General features: G+C 66.8%; 17 protein-coding genes and 3 tRNA genes. 9 read left to right on the top strand and 11 right to left on the bottom strand.

All coding sequences use genetic code 11. From position 1 onward, the window contains the following. Positions 1-7 precede the first annotated feature (7 nt). Together ACJ7Z0_RS05210 and ACJ7Z0_RS05215 are read right to left on the bottom strand one after the other, a co-directional pair. Positions 8-829, bottom strand: coding sequence for a DUF3592 domain-containing protein (locus ACJ7Z0_RS05210; protein WP_434788972.1), 822 nt, complete (start codon positions 827-829; stop codon positions 8-10). A 52-nt stretch (positions 830-881) separates the two neighbouring features. Continuing rightward, positions 882-1,136: a TIGR04438 family Trp-rich protein gene (locus ACJ7Z0_RS05215; RefSeq protein WP_434788973.1), complete on the bottom strand. Its 255-nt coding sequence runs from the start codon at positions 1,134-1,136 to the stop codon at positions 882-884. A 107-nt stretch (positions 1,137-1,243) separates the two neighbouring features. Between ACJ7Z0_RS05215 and ACJ7Z0_RS05220 the strand changes: the two genes are divergently transcribed. Next, positions 1,244-1,555, top strand: a complete 312-nt coding sequence (locus ACJ7Z0_RS05220; protein WP_434788974.1) for a c-type cytochrome — start codon at positions 1,244-1,246, stop codon at positions 1,553-1,555. A gap of 24 nt (positions 1,556-1,579) precedes the next feature. Here ACJ7Z0_RS05220 and ACJ7Z0_RS05225 read toward each other — a convergent pair whose 3' ends face one another. Beyond that, complete coding sequence (locus ACJ7Z0_RS05225; protein WP_434788975.1) at positions 1,580-2,080, bottom strand: LapA family protein; 501 nt, start codon at positions 2,078-2,080, stop codon at positions 1,580-1,582. Positions 2,081-2,221: 141 nt separating this feature from the next. Further along, on the bottom strand, positions 2,222-4,222 hold the full coding sequence (gene acs / locus ACJ7Z0_RS05230; RefSeq protein ID WP_434788976.1) for an acetate--CoA ligase: 2,001 nt from the start codon (positions 4,220-4,222) through the stop codon (positions 2,222-2,224). A gap of 156 nt (positions 4,223-4,378) precedes the next feature. On the opposite strand from acs, the gene ACJ7Z0_RS05235 reads away from it, so the two are divergent. Next, positions 4,379-5,011 carry a YqhA family protein gene (locus tag ACJ7Z0_RS05235; protein WP_434788977.1) on the top strand — a complete coding sequence of 211 codons (633 nt, stop codon included), beginning with the start codon at positions 4,379-4,381 and terminating at the stop codon, positions 5,009-5,011. Positions 5,012-5,024: 13 nt separating this feature from the next. Here ACJ7Z0_RS05235 and ACJ7Z0_RS05240 read toward each other — a convergent pair whose 3' ends face one another. After that, a complete protein-coding gene (locus ACJ7Z0_RS05240; RefSeq protein WP_434788978.1) occupies positions 5,025-5,942 on the bottom strand; it encodes a LysR family transcriptional regulator in 918 nt (305 codons plus the stop codon). A gap of 101 nt (positions 5,943-6,043) precedes the next feature. Here ACJ7Z0_RS05240 and ACJ7Z0_RS05245 point away from each other — a divergent pair, with 101 nt between their 5' ends. Beyond that, positions 6,044-6,661: an NAD(P)-dependent oxidoreductase gene (locus ACJ7Z0_RS05245; protein WP_431130923.1), complete on the top strand. Its 618-nt coding sequence runs from the start codon at positions 6,044-6,046 to the stop codon at positions 6,659-6,661. A 72-nt stretch (positions 6,662-6,733) separates the two neighbouring features. Here the strand turns inward: ACJ7Z0_RS05245 and fumC are convergent, their stop codons facing one another. Continuing rightward, positions 6,734-8,131 carry a class II fumarate hydratase gene (fumC, locus tag ACJ7Z0_RS05250; RefSeq protein WP_434788979.1) on the bottom strand — a complete coding sequence of 466 codons (1,398 nt, stop codon included), beginning with the start codon at positions 8,129-8,131 and terminating at the stop codon, positions 6,734-6,736. A 549-nt stretch (positions 8,132-8,680) separates the two neighbouring features. On the opposite strand from fumC, the gene proV reads away from it, so the two are divergent. From proV to ACJ7Z0_RS05280, 6 genes are all read left to right on the top strand, one after another. Beyond that, positions 8,681-9,943, top strand: a complete 1,263-nt coding sequence (gene proV, locus ACJ7Z0_RS05255) for a glycine betaine/L-proline ABC transporter ATP-binding protein ProV (protein ID WP_434788980.1) — start codon at positions 8,681-8,683, stop codon at positions 9,941-9,943. Between the two features lie 21 nt (positions 9,944-9,964). Beyond that, positions 9,965-11,137, top strand: a complete 1,173-nt coding sequence (proW, locus tag ACJ7Z0_RS05260; protein ID WP_434788981.1) for a glycine betaine/L-proline ABC transporter permease ProW — start codon at positions 9,965-9,967, stop codon at positions 11,135-11,137. A 23-nt stretch (positions 11,138-11,160) separates the two neighbouring features. After that, positions 11,161-12,171: a glycine betaine/L-proline ABC transporter substrate-binding protein ProX gene (gene proX, locus ACJ7Z0_RS05265; RefSeq protein WP_434788982.1), complete on the top strand. Its 1,011-nt coding sequence runs from the start codon at positions 11,161-11,163 to the stop codon at positions 12,169-12,171. 71 nt (positions 12,172-12,242) lie between these two features. Then, a complete protein-coding gene (locus ACJ7Z0_RS05270; protein ID WP_434788983.1) occupies positions 12,243-13,796 on the top strand; it encodes a fumarate hydratase in 1,554 nt (517 codons plus the stop codon). After that, positions 13,793-14,602, top strand: coding sequence for a glutamate racemase (murI, locus tag ACJ7Z0_RS05275; protein WP_434788984.1), 810 nt, complete (start codon positions 13,793-13,795; stop codon positions 14,600-14,602). The genes ACJ7Z0_RS05270 and murI overlap by 4 nt, the downstream gene beginning before the upstream one ends. Positions 14,603-14,614: 12 nt before the next feature. Next, positions 14,615-15,394 carry a PA3715 family protein gene (locus ACJ7Z0_RS05280; RefSeq protein ID WP_434788985.1) on the top strand — a complete coding sequence of 260 codons (780 nt, stop codon included), beginning with the start codon at positions 14,615-14,617 and terminating at the stop codon, positions 15,392-15,394. Positions 15,395-15,418: 24 nt separating this feature from the next. On the opposite strand, the gene ACJ7Z0_RS05285 is transcribed toward ACJ7Z0_RS05280, so the two are convergent. The 5 genes from ACJ7Z0_RS05285 to ACJ7Z0_RS05305 form a co-directional block, all read right to left on the bottom strand. Next, positions 15,419-16,720 carry an MFS transporter gene (locus tag ACJ7Z0_RS05285; protein WP_434788986.1) on the bottom strand — a complete coding sequence of 434 codons (1,302 nt, stop codon included), beginning with the start codon at positions 16,718-16,720 and terminating at the stop codon, positions 15,419-15,421. A gap of 44 nt (positions 16,721-16,764) precedes the next feature. Then, a complete protein-coding gene (locus ACJ7Z0_RS05290) occupies positions 16,765-17,400 on the bottom strand; it encodes a DUF6806 family protein (protein WP_093018172.1) in 636 nt (211 codons plus the stop codon). Positions 17,401-17,422: 22 nt separating this feature from the next. Beyond that, positions 17,423-17,514, bottom strand: a tRNA-Leu gene (locus ACJ7Z0_RS05295). Between the two features lie 103 nt (positions 17,515-17,617). Continuing rightward, positions 17,618-17,691, bottom strand: a tRNA-Cys gene (locus ACJ7Z0_RS05300). A gap of 64 nt (positions 17,692-17,755) precedes the next feature. Further along, positions 17,756-17,831 (bottom strand) — tRNA-Gly (locus ACJ7Z0_RS05305). Positions 17,832-17,861: the final 30 nt, after the last annotated feature.

Raw genomic sequence — 17,861 nt, forward strand, 5'->3', positions numbered from 1 at the left:
AACCTGGTCAGGCCATCATCCACGCGCCGTAGCCAAAGGCCAGGAAGCCAAGGCCCACGATCGCGAGGATGCTGCGGAATTCGAATTCCATCGACGGCGGCAGGCTCTGCACGACGAAGTGCAGCAATGCGCCGGCGCCGATGGTCATGAAGCCGGCACCGAGCGCCCTCCCCAGCCGCTCGTCCGGATACAGAAAGCAGACGGCAAAGCCGGCCACGAAGACCAGGTTGGCCAGCACGGTGCCGCGCGTGCGCCAGCGCTGCTGCGCGGACGTGGCCTTGCGCTCAACCGGCGCGCCGGCCTGGGGCCGCCCCTCCTTGATCGCCATGCCGGTGAAGAAGAGGCCGAACATCGTCGGGAACAGCCCGAAGAGGCCAAATCCCCAGACGGCGCCCCACATGTTCTGGAAGTCCGCCACCAGGGCTTGCGCCGGGTCGGCCACGCTGTAGCGCACCTCGACCGGGTCGCCCCATTCCTTGTCCGACAGTCCGCCGCCGAGTCCCTTGACGCGGCGCTTCTGGCCGTCAGGCGCGATGTATTCGACGATGGGGGCGCGCGAGACCGTGGTGCGGCCGTTGCTGTCCTTGCTGCGCTCGTCGACGAACTCGACCAGGCTGCCCTGCACGCTGGCCGTGCCCTCAATCGACTGGTAGCGATGCCAGCCGATCGTCGCGGCGGCGTAGAGGCCCGCGCAGCCGATCAGCAGCGCCCCGATCCCCACGCCCCAGAACAAGCCCTTGAGCCATCCCGCCAAACCGCCGATGGCCGGCCCGGCCAGCAGCGAGAGTCCGAAGACCAGCATCGCTTGCCGGGTCGCTTCTTCGTCCATGGCGGGTGCCGGTGCATGCAGTGGACAGGGCCGCCCGGCGTGTGCGTGCCGCTCAGCGCTTCGGTCGCTGGCCCTTGCTGCCCGGCAGGCCCATGTTGCTGCGCTGGCGGTCGATGCGGGCCTGCTTGCGCCGCTCTTCGCGCTCAATGACCTTGCGCTTGGTGTAGCCCGACGAATCGGCCCATGCCCACCACGCCACGGCCAGCGCGAACGGCGAGAGCACGATCCACCAGCTCCAGCCGGCAACCATGCCCACTTCGAAGTATTTGAGGCCTATGCCCAGCAAGCCCAGCAGCAGAAAAAGCATCGCGAATCCCTCGGGTTTTGTTCGAAACGCTTCCGGACGCCGGTGCACGGCGCTACCTACAATCGCGTTAGATCGAATGTAACCCAGCCATTACGAAATACATCCCCATGAAGAGACTCCTGTCATCCGCGATTCTGGGCTTGGGCCTTGGGTTGGCGGCGCCCGCTTTCGCAGACCTGGCCCTGGCCACGTCGAAAAACTGCATGAGCTGCCACGCGGTCGACCGCAAGGTGCTCGGCCCTTCTTTCAAGGACGTGGCGGCCAAGTACAAAGGCAACGCCGGCGCCGCGGACATGCTCGCGACAAAGATCATCAAGGGTGGTTCGGGCGTATGGGGCCCGGTGCCGATGCCGGCGAACAACCAGGTGAGCGAAGCCGACGCCAAGAAGCTCGCCGCCTGGGTGCTGATGGCGCGCTGAGCCTGGGCGCCCAGGCCCGCGTCGTCAAACCCGTGGATCGATGTCCGTGGGCAGCGGCCGGCGCTCGATGCGGTCTTCGAGCTGGCCGATGTGCGCGGCCACGGTGTTGTCGGACTGCTCCGAACGCTGGCGCACCACGCTCTCGACCTGCCCCAGCCGGGTCAGCAACGCGGCATGCCGCTCGGCGTTTTGCGCCATGTGCTTGTTCTCCTGCGTTTCCAGGAAATTGCGCAGCTCGGTGAAGCGCGAAGCCTCGGCCTTGTCGGCAAGATCGCGCTGCACCTGCATTTCCTTGTTGTGGCGCTTGGCGTCGAGCAACACCGAGCTGTGCAGGTACAGCACATAGACCAGGAAGAACACGCCCAGGGCGACCGTCAGCGCAAGCATCATCAAGCCGAGCGGCGCGGAAATCGTCATGAAGCCCAGCGAGACCGGCACGGGCGCCGAAAGCGTTCCCCAGTTGAGCGCGGCAAGGACCGCGATCAACAGCAGAATGACGAACAGAAAAGCGGATCTCACGCCCATGGGGGGCCTCCTTCGTACAGATCGAACACAGCTGAACGCGCCCTGCGCATCGAAGCGCACGGCGGCTCTGCTGGTTTTACCTCAGGCCGAAGGCCGCTATGGCCGCCGCTCTCCAGTAACGGCCGTGTCCTACAGAACCAATCAATTGGTCTGTGACAACTGCTCCAGAATGGCCGGATTCTCCAGCGTCGACGTGTCCTGCGTGATCGCCTCCCCCTTGGCGATGCTGCGCAGCAGGCGCCGCATGATCTTGCCGCTGCGCGTCTTGGGCAGGTTGTCCCCGAAGCGGATGTCCTTGGGCTTGGCAATCGGCCCGATCTCCTTGGCCACCCAGGCGCGCAGCTCGTTGGCGATCTGCTTGGCCTCCTCGCCGGTCGGGCGGCTGCGCTTGAGCACGACAAAGGCGCACACCGCCTCGCCCGTCACGTCGTCGGGCCGGCCCACCACGGCCGCCTCGGCCACCAGGTCGGTCTTGGACACCAGCGCCGATTCGATCTCCATCGTGCCCAGCCGGTGGCCCGAGACGTTCAGCACGTCGTCGATGCGCCCGGTGATGCGGAAGTAGCCGCGGTCGGCACTGCGTACGGCCCCATCGCCGGCCAGGTAGATGGTGCCGCCCATCTCCTCGGGGAAGTAGCTCTTCCTGAAGCGCTCGGGGTCGTTCCAGATGGTGCGGATCATCGAGGGCCAGGGCCGCTTGATGACCAGCATGCCGCCCGCGCCGTGGGGCAGGTCCTTGCCGGTCTCGTCCACGATGGCGGCCATGATGCCCGGCAGCGGCAGGGTGCAGGAGCCGGGCACCAGCGGCGTGGCCCCGGGCAGCGGCGTGATCACGTGGCCGCCGGTCTCGGTCTGCCAGAAGGTGTCCACGATCGGACATTGCTCGCGGCCGATATGGCGGTGGTACCACATCCAGGCCTCGGGGTTGATGGGCTCGCCCACCGAGCCGAGGATGCGCAGGCTCGAAAGGTCCCAGTTCTTCGGATGCACTTTCTCGTCGCCTTCGGCGGCCTTGATGAGCGAGCGGATGGCGGTGGGGGCGGTGTAGAAGACGCTGACCTTGTGCTTCTCGATCATCTGCCAGAAGCGCCCGGCGTGCGGGAAGGTGGGGATGCCTTCGAACACCACCTGGGTGGCGCCGGCGGCCAGCGGGCCGTAGGCCACGTAGGTGTGGCCGGTGATCCAGCCGATGTCGGCGGTGCACCAGAACACGTCTTCGGGCCGGATGTCGAAGGTCCAGTCCATGGTGAGCCGGGCCCACAGCAGGTAGCCGCCGGTGGCGTGCTGCACGCCCTTGGGCTTGCCGGTGGAGCCGGAGGTGTAGAGGATGAAGAGGGGGTGCTCGGCGTTCACGGGCACGGGCGGGCAGTCGGTGCTCTGGCCCTGGAGGGCCTCGGCGAAGCTCTGGTCGCGGCCTTCGACGCGATTCCAGGCGGTGGGGGTGCGCTCGTAGACGAACACGGCCCGGATCGACTCGCAGCCGCCCATGGCGATGCCGTCGTCCACGATGGCTTTGAGGGGCAGCTCCTTGCCGCCGCGCAGCTGGTAGTTGGCGGTGATGACGGCCACGGCGCCGGCGTCGATGATGCGCTCTTGCAGGGCCTTGGCCGAGAAGCCGCCGAACACGACGCTGTGGGTGGCGCCGATGCGCGCGCAGGCCTGCATGGCGACGACGCCTTCGACGGTCATGGGCATGTAGACGATGACGCGGTCGCCCTTTTGGATGCCGGCGGCCTTCAGGGCGTTGGCGAACTGGCTCACGCGGGCGAGCAGTTCCTTGTAGCTGACGCGGGTGACGGCGCCGTCGTCGGCCTCGAAGACGATGGCGGTCTTGTGTTCGACGGGGGTGCCGATGTGCCGGTCCAGGCAGTTGGCGCTGGCGTTGAGTTCGCCGTCGCCGAACCATTGGTAGAAGGGGGCGTTGGATTCGTCCAGGGTCTTGGTGAAGGGCTTGGTCCAGGTGAGGTTGTCCTTCGCCAGGCGGGTCCAGAAGCCTTCGAAGTCCTGCTCGGCTTCCTGGCACAGGGCTTCGTAGGCGGCCATGCCCGAGATGCGCGCGCCGGCGCTGGCGCGGGCGTCGGGTGGGAATACGCGGTTCTCTACGAGGACGGATTCGATGTTCTTGGATGCGCTGCTGCTCATTTTCTTGTCTCCTGGGTAGGTGCGGCCGTAATGTCGGCGGGCCCACTTACGGGTCACTGACGGGTTCGTCCAGGTCCGATGTTAGTTCGCAGGGTTATCACGAGTCGGACACAAGGGCACCTCTAGAATCGCCGGTCGTTCCCAACCTCCCGTCCAATGTCCGCTCCCGACCCTTTCGACCGCCCCCACACGCCCGCCGCCGCCTCGCCCCTGCGGCCACTCCCCAAGCTGATCTTCGCGAGCCGCTGGCTGCAGCTGCCGCTGTACCTGGGCCTGATCGTGGCGCAGGCGGTGTACGTGGTGCACTTCCTGGTCGAGCTGCTGCATCTGGTCGAGGCGGCCTTCGGCAGCAAGGACGCGCTGCAGGCCCTGATCACCAGCATCGGCTACAAGACGACCGCGCCGGTGGGCACACTCAATGAAACGGTGATCATGCTGGTGGTGCTGGCGCTGATCGACGTGGTGATGATCTCGAACCTGCTCATCATGGTGATCGTGGGCGGCTACGAAACCTTCGTGAGCCGCATGGACCTCGAAGGCCATCGCGACCAGCCCGAGTGGCTGAGCCATGTGAACGCCTCGGTGCTCAAGGTGAAGCTGGCCACCGCCATCATCGGCATCAGCTCGATCCATCTGCTGAAGACCTTCATCAACGCGGACAACTACACCGACCGCGTTCTGATTGCGCAGACCGTGATCCACATCGCATTCCTGTTCTCGGCCATGGCCATTGCCTACACCGACAAGCTCATGACGTCGAACGCGCCGCAAGGCGGCGGCTCGCACTGAGCCCTGCCCGCTTCTAGCCTGCGTGCGGCAGATCCCACGCGGGCACGTCGGTGAATTGCTCGGCCAGAAAGTCGAGCATCGTGCGCAGCGCGGCCGGCATGTGCTTGCGCGAGGCATACACCGCGTACATGCCCACCACCTGCGGTTCGCAATCAGGGAAGAGCGGCACCAGTTCGCCGGCCTTCACGAGGCCGGCCGTCAGGTAGGTCGGCAGCATCGCAATGCCCGCCCCGGACCGCGCCAGCTGCATCAGGCTCGCAGCATCGTTGGTCGACAGGTTGCCGCCCACGGCCACCGAGACCGGCTCCCCGTTGTCCTTGCGCGTGAAATTCCAGAGGCTGCGCCCGAAGTACGAGTGCGTGAGGCAATTGCGCTGGGCCAGCTCCTCCACGCGCACAGGCTTGCCGTGTTCCTTCAGGTAGCCGGGTGACGCGCAAACCACCGACCGGCAGTCGGTGAGCCGCCGCGCGATCAGGTTGGGATCGATCTCCACCGCCACCCGAATGGCGAGATCGATGCGCTCGTCCACCAGGTTCACCGCGCGGTCGAGCAGCACCAGGTCGACCGCCACCCCGGGGTACAGCCGCACGTAATCGGCCACGGCGCCGGCCAGTTGCGCCTGCGCGAAGGAAGTGCTGGCCGTGATGCGCAATTGGCCCCGCGGCGCCTCGGCCGGGTGCCGCACGGCGGCCTGCATGTCGCCCGCGAGTTCGAGCACTTGGCGGCAGCGCGGCAGCAGTTCCTCGCCGGCCGCCGTGAGGCTCAGCCGGCGCGTCGTGCGGTGCAGCAGGCGCGCGCCGGTCCATTGCTCGAGTTCGGCCACGTAGCGCGTGACCACCGGCCGGGAAAGATCGAGCTTGTCGGCCGCGGCCGAAAGGCTGCCCGAGTCGACCACCGTGACGAACACGCGCATTGCATTCAATCGATCCATTCGAACGATTTTAGGAATAAACAAGCGCGAAATTCGAGGTATTTCTTTCGAAAGCAGAAACCTAAGATGCGCTTCATCGCATCAACTTTTCAGGAGCATTCATGAGCCACATCGCCATCATCGGCGCCACCGGACGCGCTGGCGGCCGCCTTCTCGAGGAGGCCCTGCGCCGCGGCCACACCGTGACCGCCATTGCGCGCAAGGCCAGCGAAAAGCTGTCGGGCCGCGCCGATGTGAAGCCCATCGACGTCGACGTGCTCGACGCACCCGCGCTCGAAAAGGCGCTGGCCGGGCATGACGCCGTGTTCAGCGCCGCGCACTTCTCCACGGTACCGCCCGCCGCCATCATCGAGCCCGCCAAGCGCGCCGGCGTGAAGCGCCTGCTGGTGGTCGGCGGCGCCGGCAGCCTGTTCGCAGCGCCGGGCCTGAAGGTGATCGACACGCCGAATTTCCCCGAGGCGTACAAGGCCGAGGCTTCGGCGGGCGCCGCGTTCCTGGAGGTGCTGCGAAGCGAGAAGGAACTCGACTGGACCTTTCTTTCGCCTTCCGCCGAATTCGTCGAAGGCGAGCGCACGGGCAAGTTCCGCCTGGGCAAGGACGACCTGCTCGTGAGCGCCGAGGGCCGCAGCTGGATCAGCTTCGAGGACTACGCGATCGCGTTCATCGACGAACTCGAAAAGCAGGCCCATTCGCGCCAGCGCTACACGGTCGGCTATTGATCGGCTCGATCGGCCTGATCGGCCGGCCGCAAAAAAAGGACCCGCACGGGTCCTTTTTTTCGCCTTCCGGATTCACCGGCCGGTCATGTTCTCAGGCACCACCCACTGGTCGAACTGCTCGGCCGTGAGGTGGCCCGAGGCAATCGCCGCCTCGCGCAGGCTCGTGCCCTCCTTGTGTGCCTTCTTCGCGATGTAGGCCGACTTGTCGTAGCCGATGTGCGTGTTGAGCGCAGTCACCAGCATCAGCGAGCGCTGGACCAGCTCGGTGATGCGCTCGCGGTTCGGCTCGATGCCCACGGCGCAGTGGTCGTTGAAGCTCACCATGCCATCGGCCAGGAGGCGCACGCTCTGCAGGAAGTTGTGCTCCACCATCGGGCGGAACACGTTCAGTTCGAAGTTGCCCGAGGCGCCGCCGATGTTGATGGCCACGTCGTTGCCGAACACCTGCGCAGCCAGCATCGTGACGGCTTCGCTCTGAGTCGGATTGACCTTGCCCGGCATGATCGACGAGCCGGGCTCGTTCTCGGGAATGCTGAGTTCGCCAATGCCGCTGCGCGGCCCGCTCGCAAGCCAGCGCACGTCGTTGGCAATCTTGGTCATGCTGGCCGCGAGCGTCTTGAGCGCGCCGTGGGCATGCACCAGCGCATCGACGCTGGCCATGGATTCGAACTTGTTCGGTGCGGTCACGAAAGGCAGGCCCGTGAGCGTCGCCAACTCGGCCGCCACCTGCTCCGCGTAGCCTTTGGGCGCATTGAGTCCGGTGCCGACGGCCGTGCCGCCCAGCGCCAGTTCGCACAGGTGCGGCAGCGCCGCGCGCACATGCGCCTCGCCGTGCGCCAATTGCGCCACGTAGCCCGAGAACTCCTGGCCCAGCGTGAGCGGCGTGGCGTCCTGCAGATGGGTGCGGCCGATCTTCACGATGTCGGCGAAGTCCTTCGACTTTTTCTCCAGCGTGCCGCGCAGCTTGGCAATGGCGGGCAACAGCTTGTGCGTGATGGCCTCGACGGCGGCCACGTGCATGGCCGTGGGGAACACGTCGTTGCTCGACTGGCTGCGGTTCACGTCGTCGTTCGGGTGCACGAGGCGCCCTTCCCCACGCTCGCCGCCGAGCAGCTCGCTCGCGCGGTTGGCCAGCACCTCGTTGACGTTCATGTTGGTCTGCGTGCCCGAGCCGGTTTGCCAGACCACGAGCGGAAACTCGCCCGGGTGCTTGCCCGCGATGACTTCGTCGGCCGCGGCCACGATGGCCTGGGTCTTCTTGTCGTCCTGCAGCCCGAGCGCATGGTTGACCACCGCCGAGGCACGCTTGACCTGCGCCAGCGCCTTGATGATCTCGCGCGGCTGCTGCTCGCCGGAAATGTCGAAGTTCTGCAGCGAGCGCTGCGTTTGCGCACCCCACAGCTTGTCCGCCGGCACGTCGATCGGGCCGAACGTGTCGCGCTCGGCACGGGTCTTGGGGGAAGTCGTCATGATGAAAAAAGCTCCGCGGTCTTGAATGGTTGCGCCCGCTCACCGGGCGCGGTGCCGAGTATGGCCTCGATAAGAATGGCTCGCATTTGCCTAGGCTTATTCGCCCCGGACGCCCGGCCCACGATACGCCCCGGGCTTGACTCACGTAATGTCAAAAAGTTATAATTGCGGGCTTCAGACGACCAACAAGTCATGTTGGTTGCCCTTGCGCTACTCGCGGATCACCGAATCCCGTCGCGGTGCAAGGCTCTCCCCGCCGGGCCCTGCCCGGCAACCCGGCCGGATCTTTCCGGCCCCATTGCCACGTCACGCTCATCCAGGCGGCGCCCCTCGACCAGGCCCGCCGCTCTGCGAATGAAGCATCCGGCGGGCACTGGCTTCGTCGCCATGTCGTCTTCAGTGCCTGTCGGCAGCCTTCGAGGCTCGCCGGGCCATTGCACGCGCGTTTTTCACGCGCTCTGTTCGGGCAGCCCCATCGGCTGATGGCGTGGCCGTTGCCGCCCTCCGGGGCGGCGCTGTGTCCAACCATCACACAAGGAGCCCCGGCGTATGGCCAAAGGAATTCTCATCGACCATGTTTTCAAGGTGTTCGGCGACTCGCCCGAACAGGCGCTCGAACGGGTCCGGCAAGGTTTTTCGAAAAAGGAAATCCTCGCGCAGACGGGCCAGTCGATCGGCGTGTTCGATGCCACCTTCGAAATCCAGGCCGGCGAGATCTTCGTCATCATGGGCCTCTCGGGGTCGGGCAAATCGACGCTGGTGCGCCTGTTGAACCGGCTGATCGAGCCGACCGCGGGCCGCATCGTGATCGATGGCGCCGACATCAACGAACATTCCGACGCCAAGCTGCGCGCACTGCGCCGCAAGGACATCAGCATGGTGTTCCAGTCCTTCGCGTTGATGCCGCACATGACGGTGCGCGAGAACACGGCCTTCGGCCTCGAACTGTCGGGCACCAGCAAGAAGGAACGCCTCGCGCAGGCCGACCTGGCGCTCGCGCAGGTGGGTCTTGCGGGCTGGGGCGACAGTTATCCCGACGAGCTCTCGGGCGGCATGCAGCAGCGCGTGGGCCTGGCGCGGGCGCTGGCTTCCGATCCGTCGATCCTGCTGATGGACGAGGCCTTCTCGGCCCTCGACCCGATCATCCGCACCGAGATGCAGTCGGAGCTGTTGCGGCTGCAGAAGGAACAGCGCCGCACCATCGTCTTCATCTCGCACGACCTGGACGAGGCCATGCGCATCGGCGACCGCATCGCGATCATGAAGGACGGCCAGGTGATCCAGGTCGGCACGCCAGACGAGATCTTGCGCAGCCCGGCCGACGACTACGTGCGCAGCTTCGTGCGCGGGGTGGACGCGGCGGCCGTGTTCAAGGCGGCGGACATCGCGCGCAAGTCGCTCACCGTGGTCTGCGAGCACCCCGAGCGCGGTGCGCATGCGGCACTCAAGGTGCTGGAAGACCAGGACCGCGACTTCGCCTACGTGACGAGCCCGACCAGGCGCTACCTGGGCACCGTGTCGGCCGATACGCTGCGCGCGGCGCTCGACGGGCATTCGGGCCCGCTGGGGCTGCGCCACGCGTTCCTGAACGACCTGGGCGTGATCGAGGCCGACGCCCCCGTGGCCGGCCTGATCGGCCAGGTGGGCCAGGCGCCGTGTGCCATGCCCGTGGTGGCCGGCGACGGCCGCTTCTGCGGTGCGATCAGCAAGACGACGCTGCTGAAGTTTCTCGACCGCGACACGCCGCCGATCGACCCGGCGCACCAGCGCCAGCAACCCGTCCCTGCTGCGGCCGCCATGGCCGTTGCCTGATCGACTTCGAAGGACCCCTTGATGAACGACACCGCACTGCCCTCCGAACTCGCGCCCTTGAACGACGCTTCCACCGCCGTGGCCCCGCAAGCAGCGGCACCGGCCGATCCCTGGGCCGCCCTGTCCGCCGCCCCCGACGCCTCCGCGACCAGCGCCTGGCTCGACGCCCCCGTCGACACGGCTCGTCAGCTGGCCGGATCGGCCGACGCCGCCACCGGCGGCTTCCAATTGCACCGCCTCTGGGACGGCTCGCTGCCCGTCGAATCCTGGATCAACCAGGGCCTCGGCTGGGTGGTCGAGCACTTCCGCCCGTTCTTCCAGACCGTGCGCCTGCCCATCGACAGCACGCTGAACTGGGTGCAGAGCCTGCTGACCGGCCTGCCGACGCTCGCGATGATCGCGTTGATCGGCCTCTTCGCCTGGCAGTTCGCGGGCCGCGCGCTCGCCTTCGGCACCACGGCGGCGCTGCTGCTCGTGGCCATGCTGGGCATCTGGCCCGAAGCCATGGTGACGCTGTCGCTGGTGCTGACCTCGTTGGTCTTCTGCATGGTCATCGGCCTGCCGCTCGGCGTGCTGCTGGCCAGCAGCGACCGCGCCCAGCGCCTCACGCGCCCGGTGCTCGACGCGATGCAGACCACGCCCGCCTTCGTCTACCTGGTGCCGGTGGTGATGCTGTTCGGCATCGGCAACGTGCCGGGCGTGATCGTGACCATCATCTTTGCGCTGGCGCCGCTGGTGCGCCTGACCAACCTGGGCCTGCGCCAGGTGCGGCCCGACCTGATCGAGGCCGCGCGCGCCTACGGCGCCTCGCCGTGGCAGATGCTGGTGAAGGTGCAACTGCCGCTGGCCATGCCCTCGATCATGGCGGGCATCAACCAGGCACTGATGCTGTCGCTGTCGATGGTGGTGATCGCCTCGATGATCGCGGTCGGCGGCCTGGGCCAGATGGTGCTGCGCGGCATCGGCCGGCTCGACATGGGCCTGGCGACCGTGGGCGGCCTGGGCATCGTGCTGCTGGCGATCTCGCTCGACCGCCTCACGCAAGCCATGGGCAAGTCGCGCCGCAGCGCCGGGCGCCGCTGGTGGCACACCGGGCCGGCCGGCTTTGCGCTGCATCTGCTGCAGCGCCTGGCGAGCACGCCGCCGCGTGGTGCGAACGAACCTGTTCCCGCCCTGTCCACGCAAGCGCAATGAGCGCCCACGAAGGAATCCAACGCATGAAGAAAACCCGTCTCCATCACATCGCCCGCGGCCTGCTGGCGCTCGGCTTCGTCGCTTTCGGCATGGCTGCGCAGGCCGCCAACGACCTGCCCGGCAAGGGCATTACCGTGCAACCGCTCAAGAGCTCGCTCGCCGAAGAGGCGTTCCAGACCCTGCTCGTGATGCGCGCGCTCGAAAAGCTCGGCTACACCGCCCTGCCCATGAAAGACCTCGAACCCGCCACCGAACACCTGGCCATCGCCAACGGCGACGCCACTTTCATGGCCAACCACTGGAGCCTGCTGCACGCCGACTTCTACAAGAACAGCGGCGGCGACGCCAAGCTGTGGCGCAAGGGCGTGTACTCGGACGGCGCGGTGCAGGGCTACCTCATCGACCGCAAGACGGCCGAGCAACACAACATCACCAACATCGCCCAGCTGAAGGACCCGGCCATCGCGAAGCTGTTCGACGCCGACGGCGACGGCAAGGCCGACCTGACGGGCTGCAACCCCGGCTGGGGCTGCGAACTGGCGATCGAGAACCACCTGACGGCCTACCAGCTGCGCGACACCGTCACGCACAAGCAAGGCAGCTACGCCGCGCTGATGGCCGACACCATTGCCCGCTTCAAGCAGGACAAGCCGGTGCTGTACTACACCTGGACGCCCTACTGGGTCAGCGCCGTGCTGCGGCCCGGCGCGGACGTGGTGTGGCTGCAGGTGCCGTTTTCTTCCTCGCAGGGTGGGAACGCGGACACGCGGCTTCCGAACGGCAAGAACTACGGCTTCCAGGCCAACCAGGAGCAGATCGTCGCCAACAAGGCCTTCGTCGAGAAGAATCCCGCGGCCGGCAAGCTGTTCGAGGTGATGAAACTGCCGATCGGCGACATCAACGCCCAGAACCTGCGCATGAGCCAGGGCGCCAACACCCAGCAAGACCTGGAGCGCCAAACCGACGCCTGGATCCGGGTCCACCGGCCGCTGTTCGACGGCTGGATCGAGGAAGCCCGGGCCGCCGCAAGGTAGCGCGACGGGGCCGGGCGCGGCGGCTGAGATAATCGGGGGGCGTTTCCACACTCCAAAAAACACCCCCCACCATGACGACCACGATCCAGCAGGCCGACCTGATCGAATCGATCAGCGCCGCGCTGCAGTACATCAGCTACTACCACCCCGCCGACTACATCGCCCACCTGGCCAAGGCCTACGAGCGCGAGCAGAGCCCCGCCGCCAAGGACGCCATTGCGCAGATCCTGACCAACAGCAAGATGAGCGCCACGGGCCACCGCCCGATCTGCCAGGACACCGGCATCGTCAACGTGTTCCTCAAGGTGGGCATGGACGTGCGCTGGGGCGGCTTCACCGGTTCGCTGGACGACGCCGTCAACGAAGGCGTGCGCCGCGGCTACAACCACCCCGACAACACGCTGCGCGCCTCGGTCGTGGCCGACCCGCAGTTCGATCGCAAGAACACCAAGGACAACACGCCCGCGGTGATCTTCACCGAGATCGTTCCGGGCAATACCGTCGAAGTGACCGTGGCGGCCAAGGGCGGCGGCAGCGAGAACAAGAGCAAGCTCGTGATGCTGAACCCCGGCGACAGCGTGGTCGACTGGGTGCTCAAGACGGTGCCGACCATGGGCGCCGGCTGGTGCCCGCCAGGCATGCTGGGCATCGGCATCGGCGGCACGGCCGAGAAGGCCGCGCTGATGGCCAAGGAAAGCCTGATGGACGACCTCGACATGCACGAGCTGCAGGCCAAGAAGGCCTCGGGCGCCGAGCTCAGCAAGGTCGAGGCGCTGCGCATCGAGCTGTACGAGAAGGTCAACGCGCTGGGCATCGGCGCGCAGGGCCTGGGCGGCCTGGCCACCGTGCTCGACATCAAGATCAAGATGTACCCGACCCACGCAGCCAGCAAGCCCGTGGCAATGATCCCCAATTGCGCGGCCACCCGCCACGCGCACTTCGTGATGGACGGCAGCGGCGCGGTCTACCTCGACCCGCCGTCGCTCGACCTGTGGCCCGACGTCAACTGGGCGCCCGACGAGAAGAAGAGCAAGCGCGTCGACCTGGACAAGCTCACGCCCGCCGAAGTGGCGAGCTGGAAGCCCGGCGACACCCTGCTGCTCAACGGCAAGATGCTCACCGGCCGAGACGCCGCGCACAAGCGCATCCAGGACATGCTGGCCAAGGGCGAGAAGCTGCCGGTGGACTTCACCAACCGCGTCATCTACTACGTCGGCCCGGTCGACCCGGTGGGCGACGAGGCCGTGGGCCCCGCCGGCCCGACCACCGCGACGCGCATGGACGGCTTCACCGAGATGATGCTGGCCGAAACCGGCCTGATCGCGATGATCGGCAAGGCCGAGCGCGGCCCGGTCGCCATCGAGGCCATCAAGAAGCACAAGAGCGCCTATCTCATGGCCGTGGGCGGCGCCGCCTACCTCGTGAGCAAGGCCATCAAGACCGCCAAGGTGGTGGGCTTCGAGGACCTGGGCATGGAAGCCATCTATGAATTCGACGTGGTCGACATGCCCGTGACGGTAGCGGTCGATGCCGGCGGCACCAGCGCGCACATCACCGGCCCGGCCGAGTGGCAGAAGCGCATTGCGAGCGGCGAGTTCAAGACCATCATGATGGAAGAAGCTTGAAACCCATCGGAGTGTTCGACAGCGGCGTCGGCGGGCTCAGCGTGCTTGCCGCGCTGCGCGCCGAGCTGCCGCACGAGCGCTTCGTCTACTTCGCCGACACGGCCTATGCGCCGTATGGCGAACGCGGCGACGACTACGTGATCGAGCGCTCGCGCAAGGTGGCCGAACAGCTGATCGGCGAGCACGGCATCAAGGCGTTGGTCGTGGCCTGCAACACGGCCACCACGGCGGCGATCCACCTGCTGCGTGCCGAGTATCCGGCCTTGCCCATCGTGGGCCTGGAGCCTGCACTCAAGCCCGCCGTGGCGACGAGCCGCACCGGCCACATCTCGGTGATGGCGACGCGCGGAACGCTGGCCAGCGCCAAGTACGCGGCGCTGCGCGACTCTTTCGCTGGGTCTGCGAATGTCCGCGCCGTGCCATGCGACGGCCTCGTGAAAGCCATCGAAGGCTTCGACACCGCGGCCATCGAGGCGCTCTGCGCGCGCTACATGGCCGAGGCGGGCCCCTTCGGCGATGGGCCGGGCCAAGTCGATACCGTCGTGCTCGGCTGCACGCACTACCCGCTCGTGAAAAGCGAACTGCAGCGCCATGCGCCAACCGCGCTGCGCTTCATCGATACCGGCGCGCCGGTCGCGCTGCAGACCCGGCGCGTGCTGGCGTCGATTGGCCGCCTGGCGGACAGCGGCGAAGGCGGCTTGGTCCTGCAAGGCAGCGGCGATCTGGCCGTGCTCGAAGCCGCAGCCGCGCACTGGCTGCAACGGCGGCCGCAAGCTGCGACGGCAGCTGCCGCAACCGCCACCTGAACCCCGACCCGCATGCGTCCCCTTTTGCGTCACGGCTTGCTCCTGCTGTGCCTTTCGGCCGCGGGCCTCGGCCATGCCGCCTGCGAGAGCGGCCTGGCCGAACGCATGCACGCCAAGCTGCATCCGAACCGCACGCTCGACGAGCGCCTGGCCGCCTGCAAGCCATGGCCCGCCTTCCCGGGGCGCAGCATCGTGGTGCTGCCCGTGCCGCGCGAGACCAGCAGCACGGGCGCCAAGGTCTTCGATCTCGAGCTGCTGCTGATCCAGCGGCCCGACAACGGCAACACCGAACGCGACACGGTGATCGGCCGCATCTTCCAGCCCGAGGCGCTCGACGAAGACAGTGCGACCGCGATCCAGGACATCCGGATCGACACCGCGCGCTATGTTCTGTCGGCCGACACGCGCGCCTTCGGGCTGCGCGTGCGCTACCGTGGCACAGCGCCGGGCAGTTCGGTTGCGAGCGAATCCATTCGCCTCTACGTGCACCACGGCAGCAAGCTTCGGCAGGTGCTGCAGGAGGTCGAGCTCGACCACGACAGCGGCGGATGGGACAGCACCTGCACCGGCCGACTCGAGAAACTGCGCACCATGCTTTCGGTGGGCAAATCGTCGAGCAACGGCTACGCCGACCTGCAACTCGCGCGCACGCTGGTCCAGAGCCACGCACAGCTGCAGGAAGACCAGGGCTGCGCCGAGAAAACCCTGCCCGCGCGATTCAACACCGTGACGCTGCGCTACGACGGCGAGCGCTACCGGGTGCCCAAGTCCCTGCAGCAGCAGGTGCCCTGAGCCACAGGCCCTATCGGCTGCCTACTACCGGCTGCGCAAAGCGGCTTCGCGGCCGCGCGCCATGTCGATGGGCAGCAACAGCAGCAGACCCGCCACGAAGAGCGCCGCGGTCGAGAGAATGGCGATGCGCTGGTTGCCGCCCGCGGCCCACGTGATGGCGCCGAACATCAGCGGGCCGATGATGCTTGCCAGGCGCGTGGCGAAGGTCCAGAGCCCGAAGAATTCGGCCAGCTGCCGCGGCGGCGCAAGGTAGCCGGTCATGGCCCGGCCGGCCGACTGGCTCGAGCCCATGGCAAGCCCTGCAATGGCGGCGGCCCACCAGAAGGTGCCCTTGGTGGTCGCCAGCGCGGCAATCACGCAGACCGCGATCCACGCCACCAGCGTGCCGGCCAGCGAGACCTTGTGGCCGACGCGGTCCTGCACATAGCCGAAGGCAAAGGCGCCGACCGCGGCCGCGATGTTGAGCACGAAGATCAGCACCATGGTCTCGCTCGCCACGAAGCCGATGACCTGTTCGGCATAGATGGCCGCCAGCGTGATGGCCACCGCCACGCCGCCCTGGTAGCACACGGTGCAGACCAGCAGCCACATGAAGTCGCGGTAGGCGCGCGCCTCGCGGAACGTGGCACGCAACTGCCGCCAGGCGCTCGGCGCGCCGCCGGCCGTTCGGGGCCGCGCGCGCTCGGGCAGCAGCGCAAAAGTGGCGCAGGCCGCCGTGCCGTAGATGGCGGCCGTGATCAGCATCGTGACCGGTACGAAGTGCGATGCCGGCAACCCCTTGGCTTGCGAGGACAGCACGTAGGCCAGGCACAAGCCAAGTGCGAGCATGCCGCCGACGTAGCCGAAGGCCCAACCCCATCCGCTGACCTTGCCCATGCCCTCGGCCGTTGCGAGCTCGGGCAGGAAGGCACCGGTCAGCGACTCGCCGTACGAATAGAAGGTGTTGGAGACAATCACCAGTCCCATGGCCACCGCGACGCCTGCGGCGCCCGAAAAGCTTGGCGTGAGCGCAAGCGCGGCGGTGCCAAGCACGCAGCCCGCTGTCGCAACGGCCAGCACACGCTTCTTGGCTGCGTGCCGGTCGGCCCAGGCCCCGATGGCGGGCATGGAGAGCATCACGATGGCATAGGAGACGCTGAGCGCCGCGGTCCATGCAAACGCGGCCCATGGCGCGCCCTTGGCGATGCCGCCCACGAAGTAAGCGGCAAACACGGCCGTGATGACGACCGTGGTGTAGCCCGAATTCGCGAAGTCGTACATCGCCCAGCCGAACACCTCGCGCTTGCGCACGCCGGCGTTCAGGGCGGAAGACGGGAACAGCGCCATGCGGCGGTGAATGGCGGCGCCAGGAGAGCGGGCTGGCCTGCGCGTCAGTGCAGGTGGCGCGGACGGCGACCACCGCCATGCCCACCACCGCCGCTGCCACTGCCGCCGGTGCCGCGCGGGCGCTTGCCGATCTCGAGCGAATTCACGAGCGCATCGAAGCGGTCGCTGAAGAGGCGATCGATTTCGGACACCACGCCGCCGAGTTCGGCGCCATCGAAGTGGCGCTCCATCAGGTTGACGACGTCTTCCACCAGCAGGTCGCGCTGCACCTGCATGATCGCGGCCGGATTGGGGCCGACGAACAGCATCAGGAAATCGTCGCGCGATTCTTCGTCGGGGTCGCCCTCTTCCTCGTCGAAGTCGGTGTCGTAGAAGGTGACCTCGATGGCGGCACCGCGTTCCGACAGTTCGTTCAGCGCCATGCACATCTCGTCGAGCGCCTGGCGAAAGTCGTCGTCGCCGGGCACGGTCCAGCACATCTGGAGCATGTGGTCCTTCTGCTCGAAACGGATGCCGGGCTCTTCTTCGTAGGTGCTCGTGGCGCCGTCGGCCAGCGACTTGGCGCCCGAATAGGCCCACAGCGGCTTGAGTGCTTCTTGGATCTGGTCGAAGGTGACGTCAGACCGCAGCGGCACGTCGCCGTGCACATGAATTTCAAATGGAGCGTTGTAACGAGGCATGGAGTGCTCCCTTGTCTAAGTATGGTGCCCGGAACGGGGGTCGAACCCGTATGCCCCGATTAAGGAAGCGGCGGATTTTAAGTCCGATGTGTCTACCAATTTCACCATCCGGGCCTCGGGTTTGAACATCGACGATAACCCAAACGCAACGAGCCCCGGCAACGCAGGTTGGCGGGGCTATTTTCGATGGAGGTTGGATCGAACTGATCAGGAGAGGTGGAGGCGCGACCCGGAGTCGAACCGGGCTAGACGGATTTGCAATCCGTTGCATAACCGCTTTGCTATCGCGCCACGCTGCTGAAAACGAAATCGAACTCGCGAAAAAAAGGGAAGCAGTGCTTCCCTTTTTCAAAACTGGAGCGGGAAAAGAGTCTCGAACTCTCGACCTCAACCTTGGCAAGGTTGCGCTCTACCAACTGAGCTATTCCCGCGTTTCGAGCCTCGAATTATAGAACACTTTT

This window comes from Variovorax palleresanus, from assembly GCF_051144945.1.
Classification (GTDB): Bacteria; Pseudomonadota; Gammaproteobacteria; order Burkholderiales; family Burkholderiaceae_C; genus Variovorax; species Variovorax paradoxus_S.